The sequence below is a fragment of the Allobosea sp. GW821-FHT12C12 genome (assembly GCF_058807355.1).
This window is the reverse complement of the sequence record NZ_JBXAQP010000008.1, coordinates 146,567-171,697: the sequence shown is the minus strand read 5'-3', so window position 1 is coordinate 171,697 and position 25,131 is coordinate 146,567. Positions and strand designations below refer to the sequence as shown.

General features: G+C 69.3%; 21 protein-coding genes and 1 tRNA gene. 13 read left to right on the top strand and 9 right to left on the bottom strand.

Features of this window, described 5'->3' with window-relative positions; translation table 11 throughout:
- Positions 1-3 precede the first annotated feature (3 nt).
- The 4 genes from AC1RRW_RS13660 to AC1RRW_RS13645 form a co-directional block, all read right to left on the bottom strand.
- Entirely contained in the window at positions 4-405 is a 402-nt protein-coding gene (locus AC1RRW_RS13660) for a PTS sugar transporter subunit IIA (protein WP_492901300.1), read from the bottom strand.
- Positions 406-492: 87 nt separating this feature from the next.
- Complete coding sequence (locus AC1RRW_RS13655) at positions 493-981, bottom strand: HPr kinase/phosphorylase (RefSeq protein ID WP_492901299.1); 489 nt, start codon at positions 979-981, stop codon at positions 493-495.
- Positions 982-987: 6 nt separating this feature from the next.
- On the bottom strand, positions 988-2,787 hold the full coding sequence (locus AC1RRW_RS13650) for a stimulus-sensing domain-containing protein (RefSeq protein ID WP_492901298.1): 1,800 nt from the start codon (positions 2,785-2,787) through the stop codon (positions 988-990).
- A gap of 99 nt (positions 2,788-2,886) precedes the next feature.
- On the bottom strand, positions 2,887-3,588 hold the full coding sequence (locus tag AC1RRW_RS13645) for a response regulator (RefSeq protein WP_492901297.1): 702 nt from the start codon (positions 3,586-3,588) through the stop codon (positions 2,887-2,889).
- A gap of 140 nt (positions 3,589-3,728) precedes the next feature.
- On the opposite strand from AC1RRW_RS13645, the gene AC1RRW_RS13640 reads away from it, so the two are divergent.
- From AC1RRW_RS13640 to phnE, 6 genes are all read left to right on the top strand, one after another.
- Positions 3,729-4,526 carry a HugZ family pyridoxamine 5'-phosphate oxidase gene (locus AC1RRW_RS13640; protein WP_492901296.1) on the top strand — a complete coding sequence of 266 codons (798 nt, stop codon included), beginning with the start codon at positions 3,729-3,731 and terminating at the stop codon, positions 4,524-4,526.
- A gap of 201 nt (positions 4,527-4,727) precedes the next feature.
- Entirely contained in the window at positions 4,728-6,338 is a 1,611-nt protein-coding gene (locus AC1RRW_RS13635; protein ID WP_492901295.1) for a phosphoenolpyruvate carboxykinase, read from the top strand.
- Positions 6,339-6,434: 96 nt separating this feature from the next.
- The gene (locus AC1RRW_RS13630) at positions 6,435-7,442 is read left to right on the top strand and encodes an Lnb N-terminal periplasmic domain-containing protein (protein ID WP_492901294.1); all 1,008 of its coding nucleotides are present in this window, start codon (positions 6,435-6,437) and stop codon (positions 7,440-7,442) included.
- Positions 7,443-7,551: 109 nt separating this feature from the next.
- On the top strand, positions 7,552-8,604 hold the full coding sequence (gene phnD / locus AC1RRW_RS13625) for a phosphate/phosphite/phosphonate ABC transporter substrate-binding protein (protein WP_492901293.1): 1,053 nt from the start codon (positions 7,552-7,554) through the stop codon (positions 8,602-8,604).
- A 73-nt stretch (positions 8,605-8,677) separates the two neighbouring features.
- Complete coding sequence (gene phnC / locus AC1RRW_RS13620; protein WP_492901292.1) at positions 8,678-9,466, top strand: phosphonate ABC transporter ATP-binding protein; 789 nt, start codon at positions 8,678-8,680, stop codon at positions 9,464-9,466.
- Positions 9,463-11,091, top strand: coding sequence for a phosphonate ABC transporter, permease protein PhnE (gene phnE / locus AC1RRW_RS13615; RefSeq protein ID WP_492901291.1), 1,629 nt, complete (start codon positions 9,463-9,465; stop codon positions 11,089-11,091). The genes phnC and phnE overlap by 4 nt, the downstream gene beginning before the upstream one ends.
- A gap of 358 nt (positions 11,092-11,449) precedes the next feature.
- On the opposite strand, the gene AC1RRW_RS13610 is transcribed toward phnE, so the two are convergent.
- Entirely contained in the window at positions 11,450-12,865 is a 1,416-nt protein-coding gene (locus AC1RRW_RS13610; RefSeq protein ID WP_492901366.1) for a sodium:proton antiporter, read from the bottom strand.
- Positions 12,866-13,053: 188 nt separating this feature from the next.
- Between AC1RRW_RS13610 and AC1RRW_RS13605 the strand changes: the two genes are divergently transcribed.
- Positions 13,054-13,845 (top strand): class II glutamine amidotransferase, encoded by a 792-nt coding sequence (locus AC1RRW_RS13605; protein ID WP_492901290.1) that lies wholly within the window; start codon positions 13,054-13,056, stop codon positions 13,843-13,845.
- A gap of 46 nt (positions 13,846-13,891) precedes the next feature.
- Positions 13,892-16,396 (top strand): ATP-dependent helicase HrpB, encoded by a 2,505-nt coding sequence (hrpB, locus tag AC1RRW_RS13600; protein ID WP_492901289.1) that lies wholly within the window; start codon positions 13,892-13,894, stop codon positions 16,394-16,396.
- 10 nt (positions 16,397-16,406) lie between these two features.
- Here the strand turns inward: hrpB and AC1RRW_RS13595 are convergent, their stop codons facing one another.
- From AC1RRW_RS13595 to aroA, 3 genes are all read right to left on the bottom strand, one after another.
- Positions 16,407-17,162, bottom strand: coding sequence for a DUF1194 domain-containing protein (locus tag AC1RRW_RS13595; RefSeq protein ID WP_492901288.1), 756 nt, complete (start codon positions 17,160-17,162; stop codon positions 16,407-16,409).
- A 252-nt stretch (positions 17,163-17,414) separates the two neighbouring features.
- Positions 17,415-18,041, bottom strand: coding sequence for a (d)CMP kinase (gene cmk / locus AC1RRW_RS13590; RefSeq protein WP_492901365.1), 627 nt, complete (start codon positions 18,039-18,041; stop codon positions 17,415-17,417).
- 23 nt (positions 18,042-18,064) lie between these two features.
- Positions 18,065-19,354 carry a 3-phosphoshikimate 1-carboxyvinyltransferase gene (aroA, locus tag AC1RRW_RS13585; RefSeq protein ID WP_492901364.1) on the bottom strand — a complete coding sequence of 430 codons (1,290 nt, stop codon included), beginning with the start codon at positions 19,352-19,354 and terminating at the stop codon, positions 18,065-18,067.
- Between the two features lie 219 nt (positions 19,355-19,573).
- Between aroA and AC1RRW_RS13580 the strand changes: the two genes are divergently transcribed.
- From AC1RRW_RS13580 to AC1RRW_RS13560, 5 genes are all read left to right on the top strand, one after another.
- Positions 19,574-19,969, top strand: coding sequence for a TIGR02300 family protein (locus AC1RRW_RS13580; protein WP_492901287.1), 396 nt, complete (start codon positions 19,574-19,576; stop codon positions 19,967-19,969).
- Positions 19,970-20,175: 206 nt separating this feature from the next.
- Positions 20,176-20,251, top strand: a tRNA-Ala gene (locus AC1RRW_RS13575).
- Positions 20,252-20,720: 469 nt separating this feature from the next.
- Entirely contained in the window at positions 20,721-21,578 is an 858-nt protein-coding gene (gene motA, locus AC1RRW_RS13570) for a flagellar motor stator protein MotA (RefSeq protein ID WP_492901286.1), read from the top strand.
- Positions 21,579-21,606: 28 nt separating this feature from the next.
- On the top strand, positions 21,607-22,479 hold the full coding sequence (locus tag AC1RRW_RS13565) for a flagellar motor protein MotB (protein WP_492901285.1): 873 nt from the start codon (positions 21,607-21,609) through the stop codon (positions 22,477-22,479).
- 156 nt (positions 22,480-22,635) lie between these two features.
- Entirely contained in the window at positions 22,636-24,576 is a 1,941-nt protein-coding gene (locus AC1RRW_RS13560; RefSeq protein WP_492901284.1) for a glycosyltransferase, read from the top strand.
- Here AC1RRW_RS13560 and AC1RRW_RS13555 read toward each other — a convergent pair.
- Positions 24,521-25,108 carry an SCO family protein gene (locus AC1RRW_RS13555; RefSeq protein ID WP_492901283.1) on the bottom strand — a complete coding sequence of 196 codons (588 nt, stop codon included), beginning with the start codon at positions 25,106-25,108 and terminating at the stop codon, positions 24,521-24,523. The two genes, AC1RRW_RS13560 and AC1RRW_RS13555, sit on opposite strands and share 56 nt — an antisense overlap.
- Positions 25,109-25,131: the final 23 nt, after the last annotated feature.

Below are 25,131 nucleotides of genomic sequence, written 5' to 3'. Positions count from 1 at the left end.
GATTCACTTCCCCGCCAGCACGCGGCTGGCGACGGTGATGTATTTGCGGCCGGCGTCCTGCGCGCTGGTCACGGCCTCGTCGAGGGTCTTGTCCTCGCGCACGCTGGCGAGCTTGATCAGCATCGGCAGGTTGACGCCGGCGACGACGTCGATGCGGCCGGGCTCCATCACCGAGATGGCGAGGTTGGAGGGGGTGCCGCCGAACATGTCGGTCAGCACGATGACGCCCTTGCCGGTCTCGACGGCCTCGACGGCGGCGATGATGTCGCGGCGGCGGCCCTCCATGTCGTCATCGGGCGCGATGGCGATGGTGGCGAGGTTGGCTTGCGGTCCGACGACATGTTCGAGCGCGGCGCGGAACTCCGTCGCCAGATGCCCATGCGTCACGAGGACGAGTCCGATCATTCATTCCAGCGCCTGAGAGCGCGCGCAGGCGCCCGGACAAGGTCGCGGTTTATGCGGCAGGCGCGCGCCGCACGCAAGACGCGACGCCTAAAACTTGTCGAAATCCAGCGTGCTGCGGTCGAGGAAGAGGTCGAGCGCCGCCAGAGCCAGCCGCTCGTCGCCGGGCCGCCCCGTCAGCGGCAGGCGGGGCAGGTCGATCCCCTCGACGGAGACGACGAGCTGTTCCGGTTCCGGCATCCGCGCCGGCTCGTCCACGGCGAGGTCGATGACGAGCCGGACGACGACCCCGGGCAAATGCGGCTCCGGCGTCAGGCCGAGCCCGCGCCGCTCGATCAGGCCTTCCAGTGGCGCGACCGGGCGGGCGAGCAGGCGAGCGCCCGCCACGGCGAGCGCCGTGCGGTCGTCGGCGACGAGGCGCGCGAACCGTCCGGACTGACGCGCGGCTGCGATCAAGGCGAGCGCCAGCGTCGATTTGCCGGCGCCGGCCGCGCCGCGGATCAGGATTCCGGCCTCGCCGATCGCGATCGTGGTGGCGTGGACGTGAATCGGCGAGCCGGCCGACTCCTCGACGGTCATAGTTCGTCAGCTCGCCAGCGGCACGGCGGGCAGCCGCACGATGAAGCGCGCGCCGAGCCGCGTCGGCTCGCCGTCCTCGCCGATGGGGCCTAGCCGGTTCTCGGCCCTGATCGAGCCGCGATGCGCCTCGACGATCTGGCGCGAGATCGAGAGGCCGAGGCCCGAATTCTGGCCGAAACCCTCGTTCGGGCGGTCGGTGTAGAAGCGCTCGAAGACGCGCTCCAGCGCATGCGCCTCGATGCCCGGCCCATCATCCTCGACCGTGACGACGACCTCGCCGCCCTCGCGGCCGAGAAAGACGCGAACCGGCCTGTCGGGGGCCGAGAAGGAGCGGGCATTGTCGATCAGGTTGACGGCGACCTGGCCGAGGCGGGAATCATGGCCGATGACGAGGAAGCTGCCGGCCCCGGCGACGCGCTGGCCGCGGCGCTCGACCGAGAGGTCGATGCGGGGCTGGTCGTCGCGCCGCGTCTCGTTCTGGACCGAGACGACCGCCTCCAGCACCTGCGCCATGTCGACCGGGGCCGAATCGTCGCGCGCCAGCTCGGCATCGAGCCGCGAGGCGTCGGAGATGTCGGAGATCAGCCGGTCGAGGCGGCGGACATCGTGCTGGATCACGGCGAGCAGCCGGCCGCGCGAATCCTCGGACTTCGCCAGCGGCAGGGTCTCGACCGCGCTGCGCAGCGAGGTCAGCGGGTTCTTCAGTTCATGGGCCACGTCGGCGGCGAAGCTCTCGATCGCCTCGATCCGGCTGTAGAGCGCCTTGGTCATCTCGCGCAGCGAGCCCGACAGATGCCCGATCTCGTCGTGCCGGCTGGCGAAATCCGGGATCATCTCGCGCGACTTGACGCCCTTGCGGACACGCTGGGCGGCATCGGCCAGCTTTCGGATCGGCTCGGCGATGGTGCCGGCGAGCAGCACCGAGAGCACGATCATGACGAGCGCCGCGACCGCGAAGACCTGGAAGATGGCGTAGCGCTCCGAGGCGATGACGGCGTCGATATCGCCGCCTTGCGTCGAGAGCAGGAGCGCGCCCTTGACCGTGCGGAAGCGCTGCACCGGCACGGCGACCGAGACGATGGTCTGGCCGCGCGTGTTGACGCGCACGACGCTGGCCGGGATGCCGTTCAGGGCGCGCGCCACCTCGGTATAGGACTTGCCGTTGGCATTGGCGAAGTCGTCGTAGATTGGCAGGTCGGCGCGGCCGAGCCGGCTGCGCAGCACGTTCCAGGTCCGCTCCAGCAGCGGCGATTCGTCGGGCTCGCCCAGCCGCGGCAGGTCGAGCCGCAGCACGTCGCCGCGTGAATAGAGATTGCGCGAATCGAGCGTCAGCAGGCCGTCCCTGTCGTAGATGCGCGCCCGCGTCTTGGTCGGCGTCACGAGCCGGCGCAGCAGCGGGGCGACCTTTTCCGGGTTGATCGAGAAATCCAGCGGATCCTCTGTCAGGCCGGCGCTCTCGCCGGCCTGGAGCTGGAGCAGCTTGTCGGGGTCGATGGTGATCGTGTCGGTCTCGACCGTGGCCGAGGCCGAGATCGCGCCGGCGATGATCTCGCCCTGCGTCAGCAGGCTCTGGACGCGGGATTCGATCAGCCCCTCGCGGAACTGGTTGAGATAGAGGAAGCCGAGCAGCAGCGCGACGAGGCCGGCGAGGTTGAGGACGACGATGCGTCGCGTCAGGCTGGAGGCGGCGCGCGCCGAGATCGCGCGCAGGAACCTGCGGCCGAACACGGCAAGGCGCTTGCGCCAGGCCGGCACGGCTTGCGGGGGGCGGCTCTCCGCTCTGCGCTCCGTCTCGATCGTCGCCATGAGCCTAGAACTGTTCTTTCGTTCCCACGGCCCTCATCCCGAGGAGCCGCATAAGCGGCTCCTCGGGATGAGGGCCGAGAGAGATCTGGCCCTGAGAGTTCAGCTCTCCTTGAAGCGGTAGCCGACGCCGTACAAGGTCTCGATCATGTCGAAGTCGACATCGACCTGGTTGAACTTCTTGCGCAGGCGCTTGATGTGGCTGTCGATGGTGCGGTCGTCGACATAGACCTCGTCGTCGTAGGCCGCGTCCATCAGGGCGTTGCGGCTCTTCACCACGCCCGGCCGCTGCGCCAGAGACTGCAGGATCAGGAACTCGGTCACGGTCAGCGTCACCGGCTCGCCCTTCCAGGTGCAGGTGTGGCGCTCGGGGTCCATGCGCAGCAGGCCGCGCTCCAGCGCCTTGGCGTCCTCGGCTCGCGCGGGGGCGGCGGGATCCTTGGCGCCGGCGCGGCGCAGGATCGCCTTGACGCGCTCGACCAGAAGGCGCTGCGAGAACGGCTTGCGGATGAAATCGTCGGCGCCCATCTTCAGGCCGAAGAGCTCGTCGATCTCCTCGTCCTTCGAGGTCAGGAAGATCACCGGCAAGTCCGACTTCTGGCGCAGGCGGCGCAGCAGCTCCATGCCGTCCATGCGCGGCATCTTGATGTCGAAGATGGCCAGATCGGGCGGATTCTGCTTGAGTCCGTCGAGCGCCGAGGCGCCATCCGTATAGGTCATGATCCGGTAGCCCTCGGCCTCGAGGGCGATGGAGACCGAGGTCAGGATGTTGCGGTCGTCGTCGACCAGCGCAATGGTTGGCATCTAATTTCGTCTCTCGGACACGTTGCAATAAAAGTCCACTCCCGCGAGAGAGCGGCCAAACCATGGCCGCAATCTAGCGACGACGGGGCGTTACCGCTACGCCATAAGGCAAAAAACCGACGAGAGAGCGATTTGGTTCCATGGCGAGCGAGACGAGCAGTTCCCGGGCGGCGACGGCACGCCCGGCGAAGGATCCGGTCAGGCCGACCGACGAGACGGCGCGCGCGCTGGCGCGGGCCCTGCTGCGCTCCGCCCGCTCCGGCGCGCTGGCGACGCTCGGGCGCGACGGACATCCGGCCGCGAGCCTCGTCAGCCTGGCGACGGACATCGACGGCACGCCGCTGATCCTGATCTCGGCGCTGTCGGGCCATACCGGCAACCTGATCGCCGACCGCAGGGCCTCGCTGCTGATCGCGAGCGCCGGCAAGGGCGACCCGCTCGCCCATGCGCGCATCACGCTGAAGCTCGCGGCGCGCCGGGTCGATCGCGAGACCGACGAGGGCCGGCGCATCCGCCGGCGCTTCCTGGCGCGCCAGCCCAAGGCGGCGCTCTACGCCGATTTCGGCGATTTCTCGTTCTTTGCGCTGGAGATCCTGGGCGCGAGCCTGAACGGCGGCTTCGGCCGGGCCTATGAGCTCGCGCCGTCCGACATCCTCAGCGAGACCGCCGCCGCGCGGGCGCTGACGGAGATCGAGGCCGGCGCGGTCAGCCACATGAACGAGGACCATGCCGAGGCGCTGGCGCTCTACGCGACCGTCCTGCTCGGCGCGCGCAAGGGCGCCTGGCGCGCCATCGGACTCGATCCGGACGGGCTCGACCTCGCTTTGGGCGACACCGTGCTGCGCCTGGCCTTCGCCGCGCCGGTCGACGGACCCGGACCGCTGCGCAAGGTTCTGGCCGATCTGGCCGCGAAGGCGCGCGCGAGCCCAATCGCCTGATTCACCACGCTGATTTTATTCAATCGATTAATATCGGTTTCTCCGACGCCGGGACTGTCCGACGGCTTGAGCCGGCGTCATCATGGGCTTAAGGACCCGCCCACCAAACGACCATACGCCATGCCGGCGGCCCGGCGGGCTTTGGCTTTCTCTGCAGACAAGAGCGGCCGCTCCAGGCGGTCGCGTCCCGGGAGGACATCAGTGGACATCATCGGTCACTACAACGCCGCCCATGGCGCCGAGACGTTCGGCTTCCGCAAGCTGGCCTCGGTGTCCTGGAACCTCGAGGCGCCGCAGCTCTACGAGCGCGCGCTCAGGGCCGGCGAGGGCGAGCTCGCCCGGGGCGGGGCGCTCTGCGCCGATACCGGCACGCATACCGGCCGCTCGCCCAAGGACAAGTTCACGGTGCGCGACGCGCTGACCGCGGACACGATCTGGTGGGACAACAACAATGCGATGGCGCCTGAGCATTTCGAGACGCTGCTGGCCGACTTCCTGCAGCACGCCGAGGGCAAGGACCTGTTCGCGCAGGACCTTTATGGCGGCGCCGACCCGGCGCACCGGGTCAGGGCGCGCGTCTTCACCGAGATGGCCTGGCACTCGCTGTTCATCCGCAACCTCCTGATCCGGCCGAGCCCGGAAGAGGTCGCCGACTACGTGCCGCAGATGACGATCGTCGACCTGCCGAGCTTCAGGGCCGATCCCAAGCGCCATGGCTGCCGCTCCGAGACGGTCGTCGCGATCGACTTCTCGCGCAAGATCGTGCTGATCGGCGGCTCGGCCTATGCCGGCGAGATGAAAAAGTCGGTCTTCACCTATCTGAACTACGTGCTGCCGACCAAGGGCGTCGTGCCGATGCACTGCTCGGCCAATGTCGGCCCGAAGGACGATTCGGCGATCTTCTTCGGCCTGTCCGGCACCGGCAAGACCACGCTCTCGGCCGATCCCGACCGCACCCTGCTCGGCGACGACGAGCATGGCTGGTCGAAGGACGGCCTCTTCAATTTCGAGGGCGGCTGCTACGCCAAGACGATCAAGCTCTCGGCCGAGGCCGAGCCGCAGATCTTTTCCGCCTCGCAGCGCTTCGGCACGGTGCTGGAGAACGTCGTGCTCGATCCGATCACGCGCGCGGTCGATTTCGACGACCAGTCCAAGACCGAGAACACGCGCTCGGCCTATCCGCTCGACTTCATCCCCAACGCCTCGCGCACCGGGCGCGCCGGCGTGCCCAAGAACATCGTCATGCTGACGGCCGACGCCTTCGGCGTGATGCCGCCCATCGCCAAGCTCACCCCGGCCGAGGCGATGTATCATTTCCTCTCCGGCTACACCGCCAAGGTCGCCGGCACCGAGCGCGGGCTGACCGGCGTCGAGCCGGAGTTCTCGACCTGCTTCGGCTCGCCCTTCCTGCCGCGGCATCCCTCGGAATACGCCAATCTGCTGCGCGACTTCATCGCCAAGCACCATGTCGATTGCTGGCTGGTCAACACCGGCTGGACCGGGGGCAAATACGGAACCGGCCGGCGCATGCCGATCCGCGTGACGCGCCGCCTGCTGAGCGCGGCGCTCGACGGCTCGCTCAACCGCGCCGATTTCCGTCGCGACCCCTATTTCGGCTTCGCGGTGCCGACCTCGGTGCCCGGCGTCGAGCCGCACATCCTCTATCCGGTGAAAACCTGGCAGAACAAGGCCGACTTCGCCGAGACCGCGAAGAACCTGGTCGGGATGTTCGCCGAGAACTTCAAGCGCTTCGAGAGCCATGTCGACGACGCGGTCAAGGCCGCCGCGCCGGCGAATTCGCTGGCGGCGTGAGCCTCCTCGCCGCTCTCACGACGAGCTCCGGGAACCCCTCTCCCGGGTGGGAGAGGGGTTCCCCGCGTTTCGTCCCGCGAGGATTGGAGCACTGACATGTCGCTCCCGATCCTCGCGTTCCGCCTGCTCGCCACCCTCGTCATCCTGGGCGCGACCGCCTGGGGGTCCGGCCTGCTGCTGTTCCGGCTCGCCGCCACGACAGCGGTCCTCGGTGCGATCGGATTCGGTCTCGCGGGCCTTGCCGGAGCCGCGGGTCTCTGGACCGGCGCGGCGCGGCTGCCGCTCTCCTTCGCCGTGATCTTCCTCGGCCTGCTCGGCTGGTGGGGCGGGCTGAAACCGACCCATGAGCGCAACTGGATTCCCGAACTCGCCCGCCTGCCGGCGATCGCGCGCGACGGCGAGGCGCTGACGGTGACGAACCTGCGCGACTTCGCCTGGCGGACCGAGACCGATTACGACCAGCGCTGGGAGACCAGGCGCTACGACCTGACCAGGGTCCAGGGGGCGGATCTGTTCCTGTCCTATTGGTCCGGCGAGGCGATCGCGCATCTGCTCGTTTCCTTCACCTTCTCCGACCAGCCGCCGCTGACGTTTTCGGTCGAGGTCCGGCGCGAGCAGGGCGAGGAGTGGTCCTCTCTGGCGGGCTTCTTCCGGACCTATGAGATGGCCTATGTCGCCGCCACCGAGCGCGATCTCGTCGGCCTGCGCAGCCATGCGCGGAAAGAGGATGTGCGGCTGTTCCGGCTTGCCGCGACGCCCGCCCAGGCGCGCGACGTGCTGCTGGCCTATGCCGCCGACGTCAATCGGCTGAGCGCCACGCCGCGCTGGTACAACACGCTGACGACCAACTGCACGACGGTGGTCTACAATCTGGTCGGCTCGGTCGCGCCCGGCTGGAAATTCTCGCTGCCGCTCGATCCGCGCGTGCTTCTGTCCGGCTATCTGCCGGGCTATCTCCGGCGCATCGGCGCGATCAGCGCCGACATTCCGCTCGACCGGCTCGTCGGACAGGCGCGGATCGGAGAGAAGGCGCGCGCGGTGGCTCTCGACGATCCGGAGTTCTCGGCGAAAATCCGCGAGGGCGTGCCGGCCGGGAGGCCCTGAGCGGCCGCTGTTCCGAAATTACGGTTCATGACTGGAACATGACGGTTTTGTGTCACATACTCCCGGCCAGGCCCGCGCAGACCGGGCTCTCGACATGGGAGGGAATCGCTTGAAAACCCCGACGCTTTCGCCGGCGCTCGCCGCCTTTCCGCTCGTCATCGGCCTGGCCGCGGGCATCGCCGCGCCTGCGCTGGCGCAGGATGCCTGCCCGAATCGCGGCCAGCTCGACACGCTCTATTGCGACGCCAACAAGGATCTGGTCGCGGACGCGCCCACCGACGCGTCGAAATGGAAGGACCCGTCCGCGCTGGTCTGGGCCTATACGCCGGTCGAGGATCCGGCCGTCTACGCCAACATCTTCAAGCCGCTGACCGAGCATCTCGCCGCCTGCACGGGCAAGCGCATCGTCTATTATCCGGTGCAGTCGAACTCGGCCGAGATCGAGGCCATGCGTTCGGGCCGGCTGCATTTCGCCGGCTTCTCGACCGGGCCGACCGGATTCGCGGTCAACCTTGCCGGCGCGGTGCCGTTCGCGGCCAAGGGCTCGGCCGAAGGCGTGCGCGGCTACAACCTCGTCGCGGTGGTCAAGGCGTCGAGCCCCTACCAGAAGCTCGCCGACCTCAAGGGCAAGAAGGTCGCCCACACCTCGCCCTCGTCGAATTCGGGCAATCTCGCGCCGCGCGTGCTGTTTCCCGAACAGGGGCTGACCGCCGACACCGACTACAAGCCGCTGATGTCGGGCGGGCACGACAAGTCGATCCTCGGCGTCGTCTCGGGCGACTACGACATGGGCGCGGTCGCCGGCGACGTCTATCAGCGCATGATCGTGCGCGGCACGATCAAGAAGGACGATCTGCGCGAGATCTATCGCAGCCCGATCTTCCCGACCTCGTCCTTCGCTTATGCGCACGACCTCAAGCCGGAGCTCGCCAAGAAGCTGACCGACTGCTTCTTCTCCTTCCGCTTCACGCCGGAGATGACGAAGGAGTTCAACGGCGACGACCGCTTCCTGCCGATCACCTACCAGAAGGACTGGGCGGTGGTGCGCGACGTCGCCGAGAAGTCGGGCACGCCATACAACAAGTCGGCCTACGACACCGAGGCCAAGCGCGAGGCGGACGAACTCGCCAAGAAGAAGGCGGCCCCGCCCAAGGCTCCGTGACGGCAAGGCTCCGTGACGGCAAGCCGCCACGACTTCAAAAGAAAGCTGCCTCGACAGAAAGCCGCCCCGACAGATGAGCGCCCTGCCCCTCGACGCGCCCGGCCACGGCCGGGCGCTGATCATTCGCAACCTCGTCAAGGAGTACCGGGCCGGCCAGCCCGTCCTGCGCGACATCTCGCTGAGCGTCGACGAGCCCGGCATCGTCGCGATCATCGGGCCGTCCGGCACCGGCAAGTCGACGCTGATCCGCTGCATCAACCGGCTGGTCGACCCGACGTCCGGGTCGATCCTGCTCGGCGGCGTCGATCTCGCCACGCTGCAGGGCGACGCGCTGCGCCAGGCGCGCCGCCGGCTCGGCATGGTCTTCCAGGAGTACAATCTGGTCGAGCGCCTGACCGTGATCGAGAACGTGCTGTGCGGGCGGCTCGGCTACGTGCCGGTCTGGCGCGCCTGGACGCGGCGCTTCCCCGAGACCGACATCGCGCGCGCCTTCGCCCTGCTCGAATCGGTCGGTCTCGGCGATTTCGCGACGCGGCGCGCCGACCAGCTCTCGGGCGGCCAGCGCCAGCGCGTCGGCATCGCGCGCGCGGTGATGCAGGAGCCGGACCTCGTGCTCGCCGACGAGCCGACCTCCTCGCTCGACCCCAAGACCTCGGTCGAGATCATGGAGCTTCTGGCCAAGGTCGGCCGCGAACGCGACATTCCCGTGCTGGTCAACATCCACAACGTCGCGCTGGCGCGCCGCTTCGCCCTGCGCATCATCGGCATGTCCAAGGGCCTCGTCGTCTATGACGGGCCGCCGAGCGGGCTGAACGACGGCCACCTCGCCGAGATCTATGGCGGCGAAGGCTGGATGGAATGAGCGACGGTCCCGCTCCGGGCGGCAGCTTGCGCGCCCGCGCCTTTCCGCCGAACTGGCCGCTGCGCATCGGGGCGGCGCTGTTTCTCGTCTATGTCGCCTATGCGGCGCAGATCCTCGACATCCGCCGGGAGCGCTTCGTCCAGGGGCTCGACAACGGCGCGCGCTTCCTCGGCCGGATGCTGCCGCCCAACACCGCGCCCGACAAGATGCGGCTGCTGTTCGACGGCATGCTGGAATCGCTGCAGATCGCCATCATCGCGACCGGGGCCGGCGTGCTACTGGCGCTGCCGCTCGGCCTGTTCGCGGCGCGCAACCTGATGCCGCCGCCGGTCACGATCGCGGCGCGCGGCGTGATCGCGCTGTGCCGGACCTTCCACCCGGTCATCGTCGCCATCCTGTTCGTCAAGGCGGTCGGCTTCGGGGCGCTGGCCGGCGTGATGGCGCTCGTGGTCGCGACGCTCGGCTTCATCGCCAAGCTGATCGCCGAGGCGATCGAGGAGATGTCGATGAAGCCGATCGAGGCGCTGCGCGCCGCGGGCGCGCCCTTCCTCTCGGTCGTGACGATGGGCGTCGTGCCGCAGGTGCTGCCGCGCTTCATCGGCTTCGCCGCCTATCAGCTCGACTCCAACCTGCGCAATTCGGCGCTGGTCGGCCTCGTCGGCGGCGGCGGCATCGGGGCGACGCTGTTCACCGCCTTCCAGCGCTTCGACTACGACTTCGTGCTCTCGATCATCATCGCGATCATCGTCACGGTGATGGCGGGCGAGATCCTGTCGGCCTTCATGCGGCGGATCTACCAGGACGAGGCCCCCTCCGGCGTCGTGAAGCAGGGAGCCGCCGGCCCGGTCTGGCAGCGCTTCAGCACGGCCGAGCGGACCTTGCGTCTCGCCTTCTGGGGCATCGCCGCGCTGGCGCTGGGCTGGTCCCTGCGCACCATCGAGGTGATCCCGGAGTTTCTCTACGACGCGCCGCAGCAGACGGCCGACCTGTTCGCGCGGATGTGGCCGATCGACTGGGCCTATTTCCCGAAGGTCGTCGCCGCGGCGCTGGTCGAGACGCTGCACACCGCGACGCTCGGCACCATCCTCGCCATCCTGCTGGCGACGCCGGTGGCGCTGATGTGCGCCCGCAACGTCTCGCCCTCGGCCTTCGTCAACACCGTCGGCCGCTTCGTCCTGGTGGCGACGCGCTCGGTCCATACCCTCGTCTGGGCGCTGCTCTTCGTCGCGGTGTTCGGGCCGGGGGCTCTGGCGGGCGTGCTCGCGGTCGCGGTGCATTCGATCGGCTTCACGGGCAAGTTCCTGGCCGAGGCGATCGAAGAGGCGAAGGCCGGGCCGATCGAGGCGCTGCGGGCGGCCGGAGCGCCGCGACGCGCCGTGCTGCTGAAGGGCTTCTGGCCGCAGGTGAAGCCGGCTTTTCTCGCGGTCAGCCTGTTCCGCTGGGACATCAATGTCCGCGAGAGCGCCGTGCTCGGCCTCGTCGGCGCGGGCGGGCTCGGCGTCGCGCTGCAGGCGGCGATGGACAATCTCTACTGGGACCAGGTCGGGCTGGTGCTGCTGGTGATCTTCGTCGTGGTCGTGCTCACCGAGGTCGTCACGGCGGCGATCCGCTCGCGGGTGATCTAGACGCCGGAGCGGTCCAGCAGACGATCACGACTGGCCGCCTCGCCCGGGCGAGCGTCTTCGCATCACAGACCAAATCGCCAGCCGAACGATCAAATAGATGAATGGCAGAAAGGCGTAAACGTACGCTGGCAACCCGAATGGTGGGCCAGTCGAGACATCTATAAAAGATTGCGCAAAGGCATAAAACAGCATCGCGACGCTGATCACGATGACAAGGATGAATTCCAGCAAGTTAGTCACTGGCTCCCGCTCCTCGTCATGGTCGGGCTTGTCCCGACCATCCACGTCTTCGGTTGCGTCAAACTAGGGTAGCAAGGCGTGGATGCTGGGGACAAGCCCGAGCATGACGGCAGTGGCATCAGCGGAAGAACAGAGCCGTCAGCAGCAGGAAGAGCGGCAGCAGGACCGCGCCCGACCAGAGCATGTAGCCGAAGAAGCTCGGCATCGCGACCTTGCGGTCCTTGGCGATGGCGTAGACCATGAAGTTGGGCGCGTTGCCGATATAGGTGTTGGCGCCCATGAAGACCGCGCCAGCCGAGATCGCGGCGAGCGTCGCCGCGCCCGCATTCATCAGCGCCTGCGCGTCGCCGCCGGCCAGCTCGAAGAAGACGAGATAGGTCGGGGCGTTGTCGAGGAAGGACGAGAGGATGCCGGTCAGCCAGAAATAGGCGACGATGTTGTCGCTGCCGTCCGGTTTCGAGACCAGCGCGACCAGCCCCGAGAACGCGCCGTCCTTGCCGGCCTGCAGCATCGCCAGCACCGGGACGATGCAGATGAAGATGCCGGCGAAGAGCTTGGCGACCTCGGCGATCGGAGCCCAGCCGAACTCGTTGCCGGCCCTGACGGGATTGGGAGTCAGCTTCAGCGACAGGCCGGCCAGCGCCAGCAGGACGAGATCGCGCACCACGTTCTGAAGCTCGACCCTGACGCCGCGGATGTCGAGGGCGATGCCCGGCTTCCAGCTCGCCGAGAGCAGGATGGCGAGGATCACGCCGCCGAGCAGCACCAAATTGACCTTGCCGTAGAGCTTGACGGCGCGATCCGGCGTCGGATCCTTCAGCGGCGTATAATCGTGCTCCTTGCGGACAAAATAGCTGTCCAGCGCGAAGAACAGCGCGAGCAGGAGCGCGACCGAAAGAACTGTCGGCCCCAGCAGATTCGTCGTCGTCCAGAAGAAGTCGACCCCGCGCAGGAAGCCGAGGAAGAGCGGCGGATCGCCGAGCGGCGTCAGCGAGCCGCCGATGTTCGAGACCAGGAAGATGAAGAAGACCACGACATGGACGTTGAAGCGCCGGTCGTCATTGGCGCGCAGCACCGGGCGGATCATGATGATCGAGGCGCCGGTCGTGCCGACCACGCTCGCCATCAGGGCGCCGATGGCGAGCAGCGCCGTATTGGTCGCCGGCGTCCCGTCGAGGTTCCCCATGATCAGAATGCCGCCGGCGATCGTGAACAGCGAAAACAGCAGGATGATGAAGGGGATGTATTCGAGCAGCGCGGCGTGCAGCAGCGCCCCCAGCGCCGGATCGAGGCCGCGGAACAGGACCAGCGGGACCAGCACGAGGACGGCCCAGAAGGCGGCGAACTTCCCGTGGTTCAGCTCCCAGAAATGCGGAAGCAGCACCGGTCCGAGCGCGATCGACAGCAGCAGGCCGACGAAGGGCAGCGCCCAGGCGGCGCCCATGGTCGCGCCGCCGATGTCGCCGGCGGCGAGCGCCGCGCCGGGAGCGAGGCAGAGGACGAGCGTTGCGCCGAGGCGCGCCGGAACGATGATCACGATCTCTGGTTCCCGGCCTCCCGGCGCCCGATCATCGGGCCCGGCTCGCCTGCTTGGCTAGTCGATGACCATGGGGCTGGCAAGGATGGGCCTGACGCGCCGCGCGCCATTAGCCTGCCATTCATTCCCGTAGAATAATCTCCTGCCCTGCGGCGTCCCGGCCGCGGCCGATTCGGGGCCTGAGCATGTGCCGTTTCCTCGTCTATTCCGGCGTTCCGGTCTTCCTCGAAGACCTCGTGGCGGCGCCGTGCCATTCGCTGATCCACCAGTCGCTTCATGCGGAGGAGACCAAGAGCGGCACCAACGGCGACGGGTTCGGGCTCGGCTGGTACGGCGAGCGGGCGGAGCCCGGCCTCTATCGCGAGGTCAGGCCGGCCTGGTCCGACGAGAACCTGCTCTCGATCGCCCGCCAGGTCCGCTCCGGCCTGTTCTTCGCCCATGTCCGCGCCGCGACCGGCACGGCGACGACGCGCGCGAACTGCCACCCCTTTTCCCATGGCCGGCATCTCTTCATGCATAACGGCCAGATCGGCGGCTACGGCCTGATCCGCCGCAAGCTCGAGAGTCTGATCCCGGACGCGCTCTACGGCGCGCGCGTCGGCACGACCGATTCGGAGGCCCTGTTCCTGCTGGCGCTGGCGCGAATCGCCGACGGTTTTTCGCCCGGCGAGGCCTTGGCCTGGGCGCTCGGGGAGGCGCTTTCGCTGATGCAGGCGGCGGGCATCCGCGAGCCCTTGCGCTGCGCGGCGGCGCTGGCCGATGGCGAGACCATTCACGCCCTGCGCTGGTCATCCGACCCCAAGCCGCCCTCGCTCTATCTCTGCGATCGCGGCGACAGCGTCGTCGTCGCGTCGGAGCCGGTCGATGCGGCGCGCGACTGCTGGCAGGCCCTGCCCTGCAACACGCTGGTGACGATCGCGGCCGGCGCGGTGTCGACGCGGCCCTTCGAGGTGGCGGCGGAGCGGGTCGCGGCCTGAAGCGCCGCTTGCCAGCCTGGGCCGAACGCGCGACATCGGCCGCGCCATGCGCGCCTTCGACCCAAGCCTCCCGATCGACGCCGTCCTCCCTGACCTCGCGGCCGCGCTGCGGGCACGGCCGAACGCCGTGCTGGTCGCCCCGCCCGGCGCCGGCAAGACGACGCGGGCGCCGCTCGCACTGCTCGACGAGCCCTGGACCAAGGGCGGCAAGCTGATCGTGCTGGAGCCGCGCCGGCTCGCGGCGCGCGGCGCGGCCAACCGCATGGCGCAGACGCTCGGCGAGCGCGTCGGCGACACCGTCGGCCTGCGGGTCCGACTCGGCTCGAAGATCGGGCCCAGGACGCGGATCGAGGTCGTCACCGAAGGCGTCTTCGCCCGGATGATCCTCGACGACCCGGCGCTGGAGAGCATCGCGGCGGTGCTGTTCGACGAGTTCCACGAGCGCTCGCTCGACGCCGATTTCGGGCTGGCGCTGGCGCTCGACGCGCAAGCGGGGCTACGCGAGGACCTGCGCATCGTGGCGATGTCGGCGACGCTCGACGGGGCGCGGGTGGCGAAGCTGCTCGGCGACGCGCCCGTCATCGAAAGCCAGGGCCGGGCCTTTCCGGTCGAGACGCGCCATCTGCCCCGCGATCCGCTGAAGCGGATCGAGGACCAGGTCACGGAGACCGTGCTGCTGGCGCTGAACGAGCAGCGCGGCTCGCTTCTGGTCTTCCTGCCGGGCCAAGGCGAGATCAGGCGCGTCGAGGAGCGGCTGCGCGAGCGCATCCGCGACCAGAGCGTCGAGATCGCGCCGCTCCATGGCGCGCTCGACCAGGCCGGGCAGGACCGCGCCGTGCTGCCGGCCCCGCCCGGCCGGCGAAAGGTCGTGCTGGCCACGTCCATCGCCGAGACCTCGCTGACGATCGAGGGCGTGCGGGTGGTGATCGATTCAGGGCTCGCCCGGGCGCCGGTATACGAGCCCGATATCGGCGTGACCCGGCTGGAGACGCGCCGCGTCAGCCGCGCGGCGGCCGACCAGCGCCGCGGCCGCGCCGGGCGCACCGAGCCCGGCATCTGCTACCGGCTCTGGGACGAGGCCGGCACGGGCGCGCTGGAGGCCTATGCCCGCCCCGAGATCCTCTCGGCCGATCTCGCGCCGCTGCTGCTCGACTGCGCCGCCTGGGGCGTCGGCGATCCGGCCACGCTCGCCTTCCTCGATCCGCCGCCCGCGCCGGCTCTCAAGGAAGCGCGCGCGCTCCTGACGAGCCTCAACGCGCTCGGCGCCGATGGCCGCCTGACGAGGGAGGGCAAGGCGCTGCAGCATCTGCCGCTGCCGCCGCGGCTGGCGCGCATGGTGATCGCGGCCGCGCGCTTCGGGCTGGCGCGGACGGCGGCTGGGATCGCGGCGCTGCTGGTCGAACGCGGGCTCGGCGGCGACGCCGTCGATCTCGCCGAGCGGCTGGAGCGTTTCTCGCGCGAGCGCGGCGGCCGGAGCGGCGACATGCGCCGGCTGGCCGAGGGCTGGAGCCAGAGCGCAGAGCGCGACGCCGGCAAGGCGGTCGCGCCCGAGGCGCTGTCGCCGGGCTTCCTGCTGGCGCTGGCCTATCCCGACCGCATCGCGCAGGCGCGCGGCGGCGCGGGGCAGTACCGCCTCGCCAATGGCCGCGGGGCCGCTTTGGAGCCGGGCCAGCGGCTGGCGCGCGAGCCCTTCATCGTCGTCGCGGAGATGACCGGCGCGGCGCAGCAGGCGCGCATCCTGGCCGGCGCGGCGATCACGGAAGACGAGATCGCGCGGCTGGCGGGCGCGGGACTTGCGCCCTTCACCCTCGACGAACGTCAGGAGACCGGCTTCGACCGGCCGGCGCGCGCCCTGCGCAGCCGCGCGGTCCGGCGCTATGGCGCGCTCGTCATGGCCGAGCGGCCGCTGCCGTCCGCCGCGACGGCCGAGAACGCCACGATTCTCGCCGAGGGACTCGCGGCGCTGGGCATCGGGCTGCTGCCCTGGGCGAAGGGGCAGCGGCAATTGCGCGAGCGCGTCGGTTTTCTCAGACAGGCTCATGGCGGCGAGGCCGGCAACCCCTGGCCCGACCTGTCCGACGACGCGCTGGCGCGGGACGCCGGCGCGTGGCTCGGCCCCCATCTCGTCGGACGCGGCGCTCTCGCCGCGATCCAGCCTTCCGATCTCGACGCCGCGCTCGACACCCTGCTGCCCTATGATCTGAAGCGCCGGCTCGACGCGGAAGCGCCGACGCATTTCGCCGCGCCGACCGGCTCCAATCTCGCGGTCGACTACGCCGCCGAGGCCGGTCCGACGATCTCGGTCCGCGTGCAGGAGCTGTTCGGATTGTCCGTGCACCCGGCGCTCGCCGGCGGGCGGGTGCCGCTGGTGCTGGAGCTGCTCTCGCCGGGACACCGGCCGATCCAGATCACCCGCGACCTGCCGGGCTTCTGGCGCGGCTCCTGGGCGGCGGTGAAATCCGAGATGAAGGGCCGCTATCCGCGCCATCCCTGGCCCGACGATCCGGCAAAGGCGCCGCCGACGATGCGGGCCAAGCCGCGCGGGACGTGAGCAGACGCTCTCAATTGCCCATCCGCTCGCGCCATTGCTGTTCGCCGGACATGCAGGCGACGCGCGGCGTCTTCGCCTGCGCCTTCTGGACCAGCGCCTCCGGACCGGCCGGCGCTTCGGCGATCTCGCGGACGAGCTTGGTGCGGGTCGCGTCGGCGAACTGGTGGCGCTCGCGGATCGGGATGACGAAGGCGCCGACGCCGGTGATGACGCAGTCCTCGTAATAGACGTCGAGATTGTCGATGTCGAAATAGCTCGCCTGCTTCAGCATCACCGGCAGCCCGTTGATGCTGATGCCCTTGTCGCGCGCCGCGTCGCGGGCGGCGGTCACGGGCCTGCCGTCATTGTTGGCGCCGTCGCCGGAGATATCGATCACCTTGCGCAGCGGCACGACCTTGGCCTGCTCCAGCAAGGCCATGCTCAGATCGATCGCGCCCGAGATCGAGGTGCGGCGGCCGCGCCGCGTCGGGGCCTCGCCGAGCTCCTCGGCGAAGGCGATGGCCGATTGCGGCGTGTCGATGATCGTCCAGGGCTTGACGATGTGCTGGAAATAGCCGCCGGCCCATTCAAAATAGGTCACCGCGATCTTGCCGACCGCGCCCTTGGCGACGGCGTCGTGCAACTGCTTCGAGCGGAAGGCCTCGATATAGCCGTTGCGCTGCAGGGCGAGCTCGTCGAGGTCCATCGAGTAGGAGACGTCGACCGCGAGCACGAGCGCGACGTCGACCTCCTCGCCGGGCGCGCTCGCCTGCTGCGCGTTTGGCATGGCCTGCGTCCAGAAGCCCGCAGCCAGGAGACTCAAGAGACCGAACAGCCGCCGCCGCATCGCCACCTCCATCATCGTCGCCAAAGCGGGATGCCGAAGAGCGCGGAACGCCGCGAACGGGCATCGGCCTCGAGCGAATGTCATGCAAGCAAGTCTGCCGGGAGTGTGCGCCTGCTTTCGAATCCCGCCAAGGGCGAAAGCTGGGCAGGCACAGCCTTTTATCAAGCCGGCGCGCGGCTCGCCCGTCACGGTTCAGCGAGCGCGGCGCTTCTCGACGATCGCGATCGCCGCGGCCAGCGCTTCCTCGACGCTCAGCGCCGATGTGTCGAGGATGACGGCGTCCTCGGCCGCCTTGAGCGGCGCGTCGCTGCGGCCCGAATCACGCGCGTCGCGCCGGCGGATATCGGCGAGGATGCCCTCGAAAGAGGCAGCCTCGCCGCGCCCCAGCAATTCCTTGTGGCGACGGGCGGCGCGGACCTCCGGCGTCGCGGTGACGAAGAGCTTGGCGGCGGCGTCCGGGCAGATCACCGTGCCGATGTCGCGTCCGTCCAGCACGGCGCCGCTCGCCTGCGCCGCGAAGCGCCGCTGCCGGTCGATCAGTCCGCTGCGGACGGCCGGAATCGCGGCGACGACGGAGGCCGCCTCGCCGATCTCGCGGCCGCGCAGGATCTCCTCCGGATAGGCGGCCTGAGCGAAGCCCGCGATCACGGCCTCAGCCGCCGCGACGTCGCGCAGATCATGCCCGCCATCGAGCATGGCGCGCGCCACCATGCGGTAGAGCAGGCCGGTGTCGAGCGCGGGCAGGCCGTAATGCCGGGAGAGCCGGCGCGCCAGCGTGCCCTTGCCCGAGGCGGCCGGGCCGTCGACGGCGATGACCAACGGCTTCTGCTGGCCGGAGAGGCTCATCCGATCTCGGCGCCCAGGCCGTTCATCAGCGCTATGAAGCTCGGAAAACTGGTCGCGATCATCGCGCCGTCATCGACCTGCATCGGCTTGTCCGTCGCCAGCCCCATCACCAGGAAACTCATGGCGATGCGGTGGTCGAGATGGGTCGCGACCACGCCGCCGCCCGCGACGGGGCGTCCGCCCGAGCCTTCGACGACGAGGTCGTCGCCCGCGATGGCGCAGGTGACGCCGGCGGCCTTCAGCCCTGCCTCGACGGCGGCGAGCCGGTCGGATTCCTTGACGCGCAGCTCCTGCAGGCCGCGCATCCGCGTCGTGCCGGTGGCGAAGGAGGCCGCGACCGCCAGCACCGGATATTCGTCGATCATCGACGGCGCGCGCTCGGGCGGCACGGTGACGCCGCGCAGGCTGGAGGCCTTCACGCGCAGGGTCGCGACGGCCTCGCCGCCCTCGTTCGCCTCGCTTTCGACCGTGATGTCGGCCCCCATCTCGCGCAAGGTGGTGAGCAGGCCCGAGCGCAGCGGGTTCGTCATCACGCTCTCGATCAGGATGTCGGAGCCCGGCACGATCAGCGCCGCCACCAGCGGGAAGGCGGCCGAGGACGGATCGGCCGGCACCACGATCGGCGCGGCCGTCAGCTCGGGCTGGCCCTTCAGCACGATACGGCGGCCATGCTCGCCCTCGGGCGAAACCGAAACCTCCGCGCCGAAATGCCTGAGCATCTTCTCGGTGTGGTCGCGCGTCGCCTCGGTCTCGATCACGGTCGTCTCGCCCGGGGCCGCGAGGCCGGCGAGCAGCACGGCCGACTTGATCTGCGCCGAGGCGACCGGCGTGCGATAGACGATCGGCACGGCCTCGCGCGGCCCGCGCAACGTCAGCGGCACGCGCCCGCCCTCTTCCTGCGAAACGATCACCGTCCCCATCAGCTCGAGCGGATCGAGGATGCGGCGCATCGGACGCTTGCGCAAAGAGGCGTCGCCATCGAAGGTCGTGGTGATCGGGTGCGCGCCGCAGACGCCCATCATCAGCCGCGAGCCGGTGCCGGCATTGCCGAAATCGAGCAGGCCCGCCGGCTCGCGCAGACCGCCGACCCCGACGCCCCGGACCCGCCAGAGGCCGGGACCGTCATGATGCACCTGAGCGCCGAGCGCGCGCGCCGCATCCGCCGTGCGCAGCACGTCCTCGCCCTCGAGCAGGCCCGAGACCTTCGTCTCGCCGATCGCCAGCAGTCCGAAGATCATGGCGCGATGCGAGATCGACTTGTCGCCGGGAACGCGGACGCTGCCCATGAGCGGGCCCGCCGCGCGGGCGCTGACGGGAACGGGATGCTGTGCGTGGGCCACTTTTCGTCCCTGTCGGCTGCTGCGATGGCGGGCCGGGTTGCCTAGCACGGGGCTTTGCCGGTCGTCACCCGCGCCCCGCGCGAAATCAGCATTTGACAGCACGCCCTGCCCCGACTAACGGACGCGCCTGCTTTTCAGAACATGATGGATTGAAGGTCCGACGCAGTGGCGAAACCGGAACTCGGCACCAAGCGTGTCTGCCCGACGACGGGGCGCAAATTCTACGATCTCAACAAGGATCCGATCGTCTCGCCCTATACGGGACAATCCTATCCGCGTTCGGTGTTCGAGCCGCAGGCGAAGGCCGCCGCCGCCGCGAAGCCGGAAGCCGACGAAGAGGAAGAGGCCGACACCGCCGACGCTCCGGTCGAGCTCGTCTCTCTCGACGAGGCCGATGCCGAGGCGACCGAGAAGGAAGCCGTCGTCACCAGCGAGGACGACATCGAGGTCGAGGACGACAGCGCGACCGACGACGACACCTTCCTGGAGGAGGACGAGGAAGGCGACGACGACGTGGCCGACCTGATCGACGGCGACATCGAGGGCGACGAGGACGTCTGACCTGCCCCGGATGCGTCTTGCCGAAAATGGTGTTGCCGAAACGAATGACGGCGAGACGACAATAGGCGCTTGAGTCTTGACGCCTGCCCGCCTATAGAGCGCTGCGCCGCTGCTTCGGCGGCCGTCCGCCAACGCCCTGCCGCTCCGCGCGCCAGGGCCCGCACGACGAGAACGACCCGGACTGACCCCCAAATCAGTCCTTCAGTGGGGCCATAGCTCAGTTGGGAGAGCGCTTGAATGGCATTCAAGAGGTCGGCGGTTCGATTCCGCCTGGCTCCACCATCTCCTCTCCCTAAGTTCCTGTCAGACACGAAGAAATTGGCGAGGCCGTTTTCCCGGACCTAGTCCCGGCCCTGCTTCGCGCTCTGGATTGGGACGGATTGGCGCCGATCGCCGCGGACGCCCTTGGACAAGTCCCGAGGCTTCTCCCAGTCGTCGGGCTGGTTCGTCGAGGCCAGGCGGTCGACGACGTTGGCGAGCCCCAGCAAGCCGCGCCTCCTTGACCGGCCTGTCCAAGTCGCTCGCCTTGGTCGGAAAGCCATGCGAGGCGGCAAGCCTCTCCGCCTCGTCGGCACGAACAGCAGCGCAGCGCGGACTGCCGCCCCGAGCCTCAAGGCCGTAGCCGGAGGACGACGCTTACAAGCCTGCGGCTCCAAGGTTCTAAACTCGCCCTTAACCTCGATCGGTAACTTGTTGGACCAGTAGTGGCTTCGAGCGGGCTGTACCTGCTGCGGCGCAAGGGTGGCAAAGCATGCGGCTGATCGTCGGCACAATCATCGTCTTCGCCTGCGTCTTCGGCGGCTACGCGGCCATGGGCGGCCACCTCCTCGTCCTTTGGCAGCCGTTCGAGTTTGTCATCATCCTCGGCGCGGCGATCGGCGCCTTCATCATCGGCAACACCGCGCCGGTGCTCAAGGCCGTGCCCGCCATGCTCGGCACGCTCGTCAAGGGCCCCAAGTACAAGCAGGAATGCTATGTCGAACTGCTGGGGATGCAGTATTCCTTGTACAAGCTGGTGAAGCAGAAAGGCATGCTCGCGGTCGAGGAGCACATTGAAAATCCGAGCGCGTCGACGCTGTTCAACGCCTTCCCGACTTTCGCAGCGAACCATCATGCGGTCGAGTTCGTCTGCGACTACATGCGCATGTTGACGCTGGGCGCCAACAACGTCCACGAGATCGACGCTCTCATGGACGAGGAACTGGAGACTCACCACCAGGAGCAGGAACGTATCGTCGCGGCCATGCAGTCGATCGCCGACGGAACACCGGCGCTCGGCATCGTCGCCGCCGTGCTCGGCGTGATCAAGACGATGGGGGCGATCACAGAGCCGCCCGAGGTGCTGGGAAATCTGATCGGCGGCGCGCTCGTAGGCACGTTTTTCGGCGTCTTCGTCGCCTACGGCTTCTTCGGGCCCATGGCGCAGTCGCTCAAGAGCATCTTCGAGACGGAATCCAAATACTACCTTTCACTCAAGGCGGGTCTCCTCGCCCATATCAGCGGCCAGCCGCCGGTGATGGCGGTGGAATTCGCCCGCAAGGCCCTGATGAGCGACGTCCGCCCGACCTTCAACGAAGTGGAAGCGGCAACCGCCGCCCTGCCCGCCTAGATCCGACCTAATCTCCAGTGGGGACGCGATGACCAAGCCCATCCAGCCGATCATCATCAAGAAGGTCAAGAAGGCCGCTCATGCGCACCACGGCGGGGCCTGGAAGATCGCCTATGCGGACTTCGTGACCGCCATGATGGCGTTCTTTCTGCTGATGTGGCTGATCAGCATGACGACGCAGGAGCAGAAGATCGGCCTGGCGGAATACTTCGCGCCGGCGGCTGTGAGTCCCAGCACCAGCGGCGCTGGCGGCATGCTGTGGGGCGCCGCCCTGGACACGTCAGGCAACAGGTCGTCGGCGTCCCGCGACGCGGCGAAGCGCGCCCCCGGGCAGGAGGACGTAGCGCGCCCGACCAGCTCGGGCCGCGCCAGCGAACGCGAGGTCGGCCGCACGGCCGCCAACGCGCAGGCCGACCGCAGCGCCATCGCCAGCATCCGGCAGGCGCTCCAGAAATTGCCGGAAATCGCCGAGCTGTCGCGCAACATCGTGATCGAGCCGACCAAGGATGGGTTGGACGTTTCACTCGTGGACGAGGACGGCCGCTCCATGTTCCGCGAGGGCTCGGTCCAACCCTACGAGCGCACCCGTCTCGTGCTTGAGGCGCTCGCGCCCACCCTGCGCCGGCTGCCCAACCGCCTGTCTGTCACCGGCCACACGGCCGCCGCGCGCCCGGGCTCGGTGGGGGGCGTCGATCCCTGGAGCCTCACCGCCGGGCGCGCGCTCGCCGTGCGCGAGATCCTGTCGGGCGCCGGGCTCCCCAACGACAACTTCTTCGCCGTGGTGGGACGCGCCGACACCGAGCCGGTCTTCCCCGACGATCCCTACCTCGCGCCGAACCGACGGGTGACGATCACGCTGCTCAACGCGGAACCGCCGCTGCCGCCGAACGTCCTTCGCTGACGGGCGCCTCGGTCGCCTCGGCCCGTTTGGGATCGAGATCTGTGGCTGCCGGACCCGGCCGGCCTGCCGCCAGCCCTCGCGCGCGTCGCCGCCTGCCTCGACGCGCAGTCGATTCGACTCCGCGCGCAAGATCGGCAACCATGAGTTGCCACCGGCGTGACGGAGGCGATCTCCGGAGAATGCGGGACGGCGGCGATGGTGGAAGCGGGCGAAGCCGGGCAAGTCTCCGATGCTTCAGCGCGCCTGCCGATCGACATCGCCTTCCTGACCCGCCACGGCGTCGCGGCCGCCGACCTGATGGCGGTCGCCGAACGCGCCGGGCGGCTCGGGGTCGAGGCGGCGCGCGAGGCGATCGCGTCGGGCCTCGTCGATGAAGGAGCCTTCTACCGCGCTCTCGCGGCCGAACTCGGCCTGCCCTTTCACGACTTGCCGCCCCCGCTGATGCCCGGCGGCGAGCATGACGCGATCCTGCGCGCCGGCGTGGCGCCGGTCGTCGCCGCACCGGGGAGCTGCTTGCGTTTCGCGCTCGCGCCGGCGGGGGCGGCGCTGCGCAATCTGCTGGAATCGGGCCCGCGCCGGCGCGACGACATCGCGGTGACGACCCCGAAGCGCTTCGCCGCCAGCCTGCGCGAGGCGAACGGGCCGAGGCTTGCCCGTCGGATCGCGGGCCTCGACCAGCCGGGCCTCGCCCGGACGAGCGCGCGCACCGGATCGAGCCGGGGCCAGAAGCTGGTGGCGGGCCTCTGCATCGGCCCGGCGGCCTATGCCGGCACGCTGGCGCCTGTCGAGACCTTCGCCATGCTGGCGCTTCTGGCGGGGCCGGTCTTCCTGGCCGTCGCGGCACTGCGGCTGGCGGCCGCGCTGGAGCCGCCGGCGACCGATCTCTGGGGCCGCTACCGCTGGCGCGTCGATGACGGCCGGCTGCCGCGCTACACGGTCGCCGTGCCGCTGCTGCGCGAGGAGGCGGTGCTGCCGCAGTTGATCGCGGCGCTGTCGGCGCTCGACTATCCCGCCGCCAAGCTGGACATCCTGCTGCTGGTCGAAGCCGGCGATCGCGGCATGCGCGCGGCGCTTTCCGCCCTGACGCTGCCGCCCTGCTTCTCCGTGCTGGTGGTGCCGCCGGGCGGGCCGCGCACCAAGCCCCGCGCCCTGAACCTGGCTCTGGCGGAGGCGCGCGGCGCGCTGTTCGCGGTCTACGACGCCGAGGACCATCCCGATCCGCAGCAGCTCCGGCAGGCGGCGGCGCGCTTCCTGCGCGCCCCCGCCTCGATCGCCTGCCTGCAGGCGCGCCTCGCGATCGACAATGCCGGCGACGGGTTGCTGCCGGCCCTGTTCGCGCTCGAATATGCCGGGCTGTTCGAGGTGCTGAATCCGGGGCTGCTGCGTTTCCACCTGCCGATCCTGCTCGGAGGCACCTCGAACCATTTCCGCACCGAGGCCCTGCGCGCGGTCGGCGGCTGGGACGCCTGGAACGTCACCGAGGATGCCGATATCGGCGTCAGGCTGGTGCGCAGGGGCCATCGCATCGCCGATCTGCCCTCGCTGACCTGGGAGGAGGCGCCGCTAACCCTGCCGGCCTGGCTGAAGCAGCGCTCGCGCTGGATCAAGGGGCATGTCCAGACGCTGATCTGCCATCTGCGCGATCCCTGGCTGCTGTTGCGCGAGGCCGGGCCCGCGGCGAGCGCGACCTTTCTGGCGCTGGCTCTGGGCAGCGTGGTTTCGGCGCTGGGCTATCCCGTCTTCGCGCTGGCGGCGCTCGTCGCCTGGAGCAATGGCGCGCTGCTGATGCCGGGCGTCGAGTGGGCGACCGCGATCGCCGTGATCGTCATGCTCGCGGGAGCGGTCGCGATCCTGGTCCCGCCGGCGCTCGGAGCCTGGCGGCGCGGCGAACATCGCCTGCTCGCCTTGCTGCCGCTGCTGCCGCTCTATTACGGCCTGGTCTCGCTCGCGGCATGGCTGGCGCTGATCGAATACACCACGCGCCGCCATAGCTGGAACAAGACGGCGCATGGCCTGGCGCGGTCCTCGACGCGGATGGCCCTCACAGATGCCGCAGCCATTCGGCCGCCGCTTCCGCCGGCGGCCGCTCCATATTGAAGGCCCCGACGAACCCGCCGCGCCTGTCCATCAGATAGACCAGCGCGGTGTGGTCCATCGTGTAGTCGCCATCCTTGAGCGGCACCTTCCTGGCATAGGCGCGATAGGCCCTGAGCACGCCGTCGACCGCCGCCTGGTCGCCGGTGAGGCCGACGATGCGCGGATCGAAGGAACCGAGATAGCTCTTCAGCACCTCGGGGGTGTCGCGCGCCGGATCGACGCTGACGAACAGCGCCTTGAGCTTCTCGCCTTTCGGACCGGCGGCGCGCAGCGCCTCCGAAATCCCGAACAGTTTCGTCGGGCAGATGTCGGGGCAATAGGTGAAGCCGAAAAAGACCAGGAAGGGCGCGCCGCGCAGGTCGGCGTCGGTCAGCGTCTTGCCTTCCTGCGTCGTCAAGGAGAACGGCCCGCCGACGCTCGCCGCGCCGCTCTGGCCCGAACGCTGCGGCTGGAAGGTGATGAAGGCCGCGGCGGCAAGCGCGACGGCGCCGATCAGGAAGACGACGAGAGGCAGGACGAGACGGCGGTTCACAGGGCTTGTTCCGGCTGGGATGG

Coding starts and splice junctions, on each gene's coding strand:
- motA (WP_492901286.1), top strand. CDS start 20,721: ATGCGGCTGATCGTCGGCACAATCATCGTCTTCGCCTGCGTCTTCGGC.
- AC1RRW_RS13605 (WP_492901290.1), top strand. CDS start 13,054: ATGTGCCGTTTCCTCGTCTATTCCGGCGTTCCGGTCTTCCTCGAAGAC.
- AC1RRW_RS13645 (WP_492901297.1), bottom strand. CDS start 3,588: ATGCCAACCATTGCGCTGGTCGACGACGACCGCAACATCCTGACCTCG.
- AC1RRW_RS13565 (WP_492901285.1), top strand. CDS start 21,607: ATGACCAAGCCCATCCAGCCGATCATCATCAAGAAGGTCAAGAAGGCC.
- AC1RRW_RS13650 (WP_492901298.1), bottom strand. CDS start 2,787: ATGGCGACGATCGAGACGGAGCGCAGAGCGGAGAGCCGCCCCCCGCAA.
- phnC (WP_492901292.1), top strand. CDS start 8,678: ATGAGCGCCCTGCCCCTCGACGCGCCCGGCCACGGCCGGGCGCTGATC.
- hrpB (WP_492901289.1), top strand. CDS start 13,892: ATGCGCGCCTTCGACCCAAGCCTCCCGATCGACGCCGTCCTCCCTGAC.
- aroA (WP_492901364.1), bottom strand. CDS start 19,354: ATGGGCAGCGTCCGCGTTCCCGGCGACAAGTCGATCTCGCATCGCGCC.
- AC1RRW_RS13630 (WP_492901294.1), top strand. CDS start 6,435: ATGTCGCTCCCGATCCTCGCGTTCCGCCTGCTCGCCACCCTCGTCATC.
- AC1RRW_RS13655 (WP_492901299.1), bottom strand. CDS start 981: ATGACCGTCGAGGAGTCGGCCGGCTCGCCGATTCACGTCCACGCCACC.
- phnE (WP_492901291.1), top strand. CDS start 9,463: ATGAGCGACGGTCCCGCTCCGGGCGGCAGCTTGCGCGCCCGCGCCTTT.
- AC1RRW_RS13660 (WP_492901300.1), bottom strand. CDS start 405: ATGATCGGACTCGTCCTCGTGACGCATGGGCATCTGGCGACGGAGTTC.
- AC1RRW_RS13640 (WP_492901296.1), top strand. CDS start 3,729: ATGGCGAGCGAGACGAGCAGTTCCCGGGCGGCGACGGCACGCCCGGCG.
- AC1RRW_RS13595 (WP_492901288.1), bottom strand. CDS start 17,162: ATGCCAAACGCGCAGCAGGCGAGCGCGCCCGGCGAGGAGGTCGACGTC.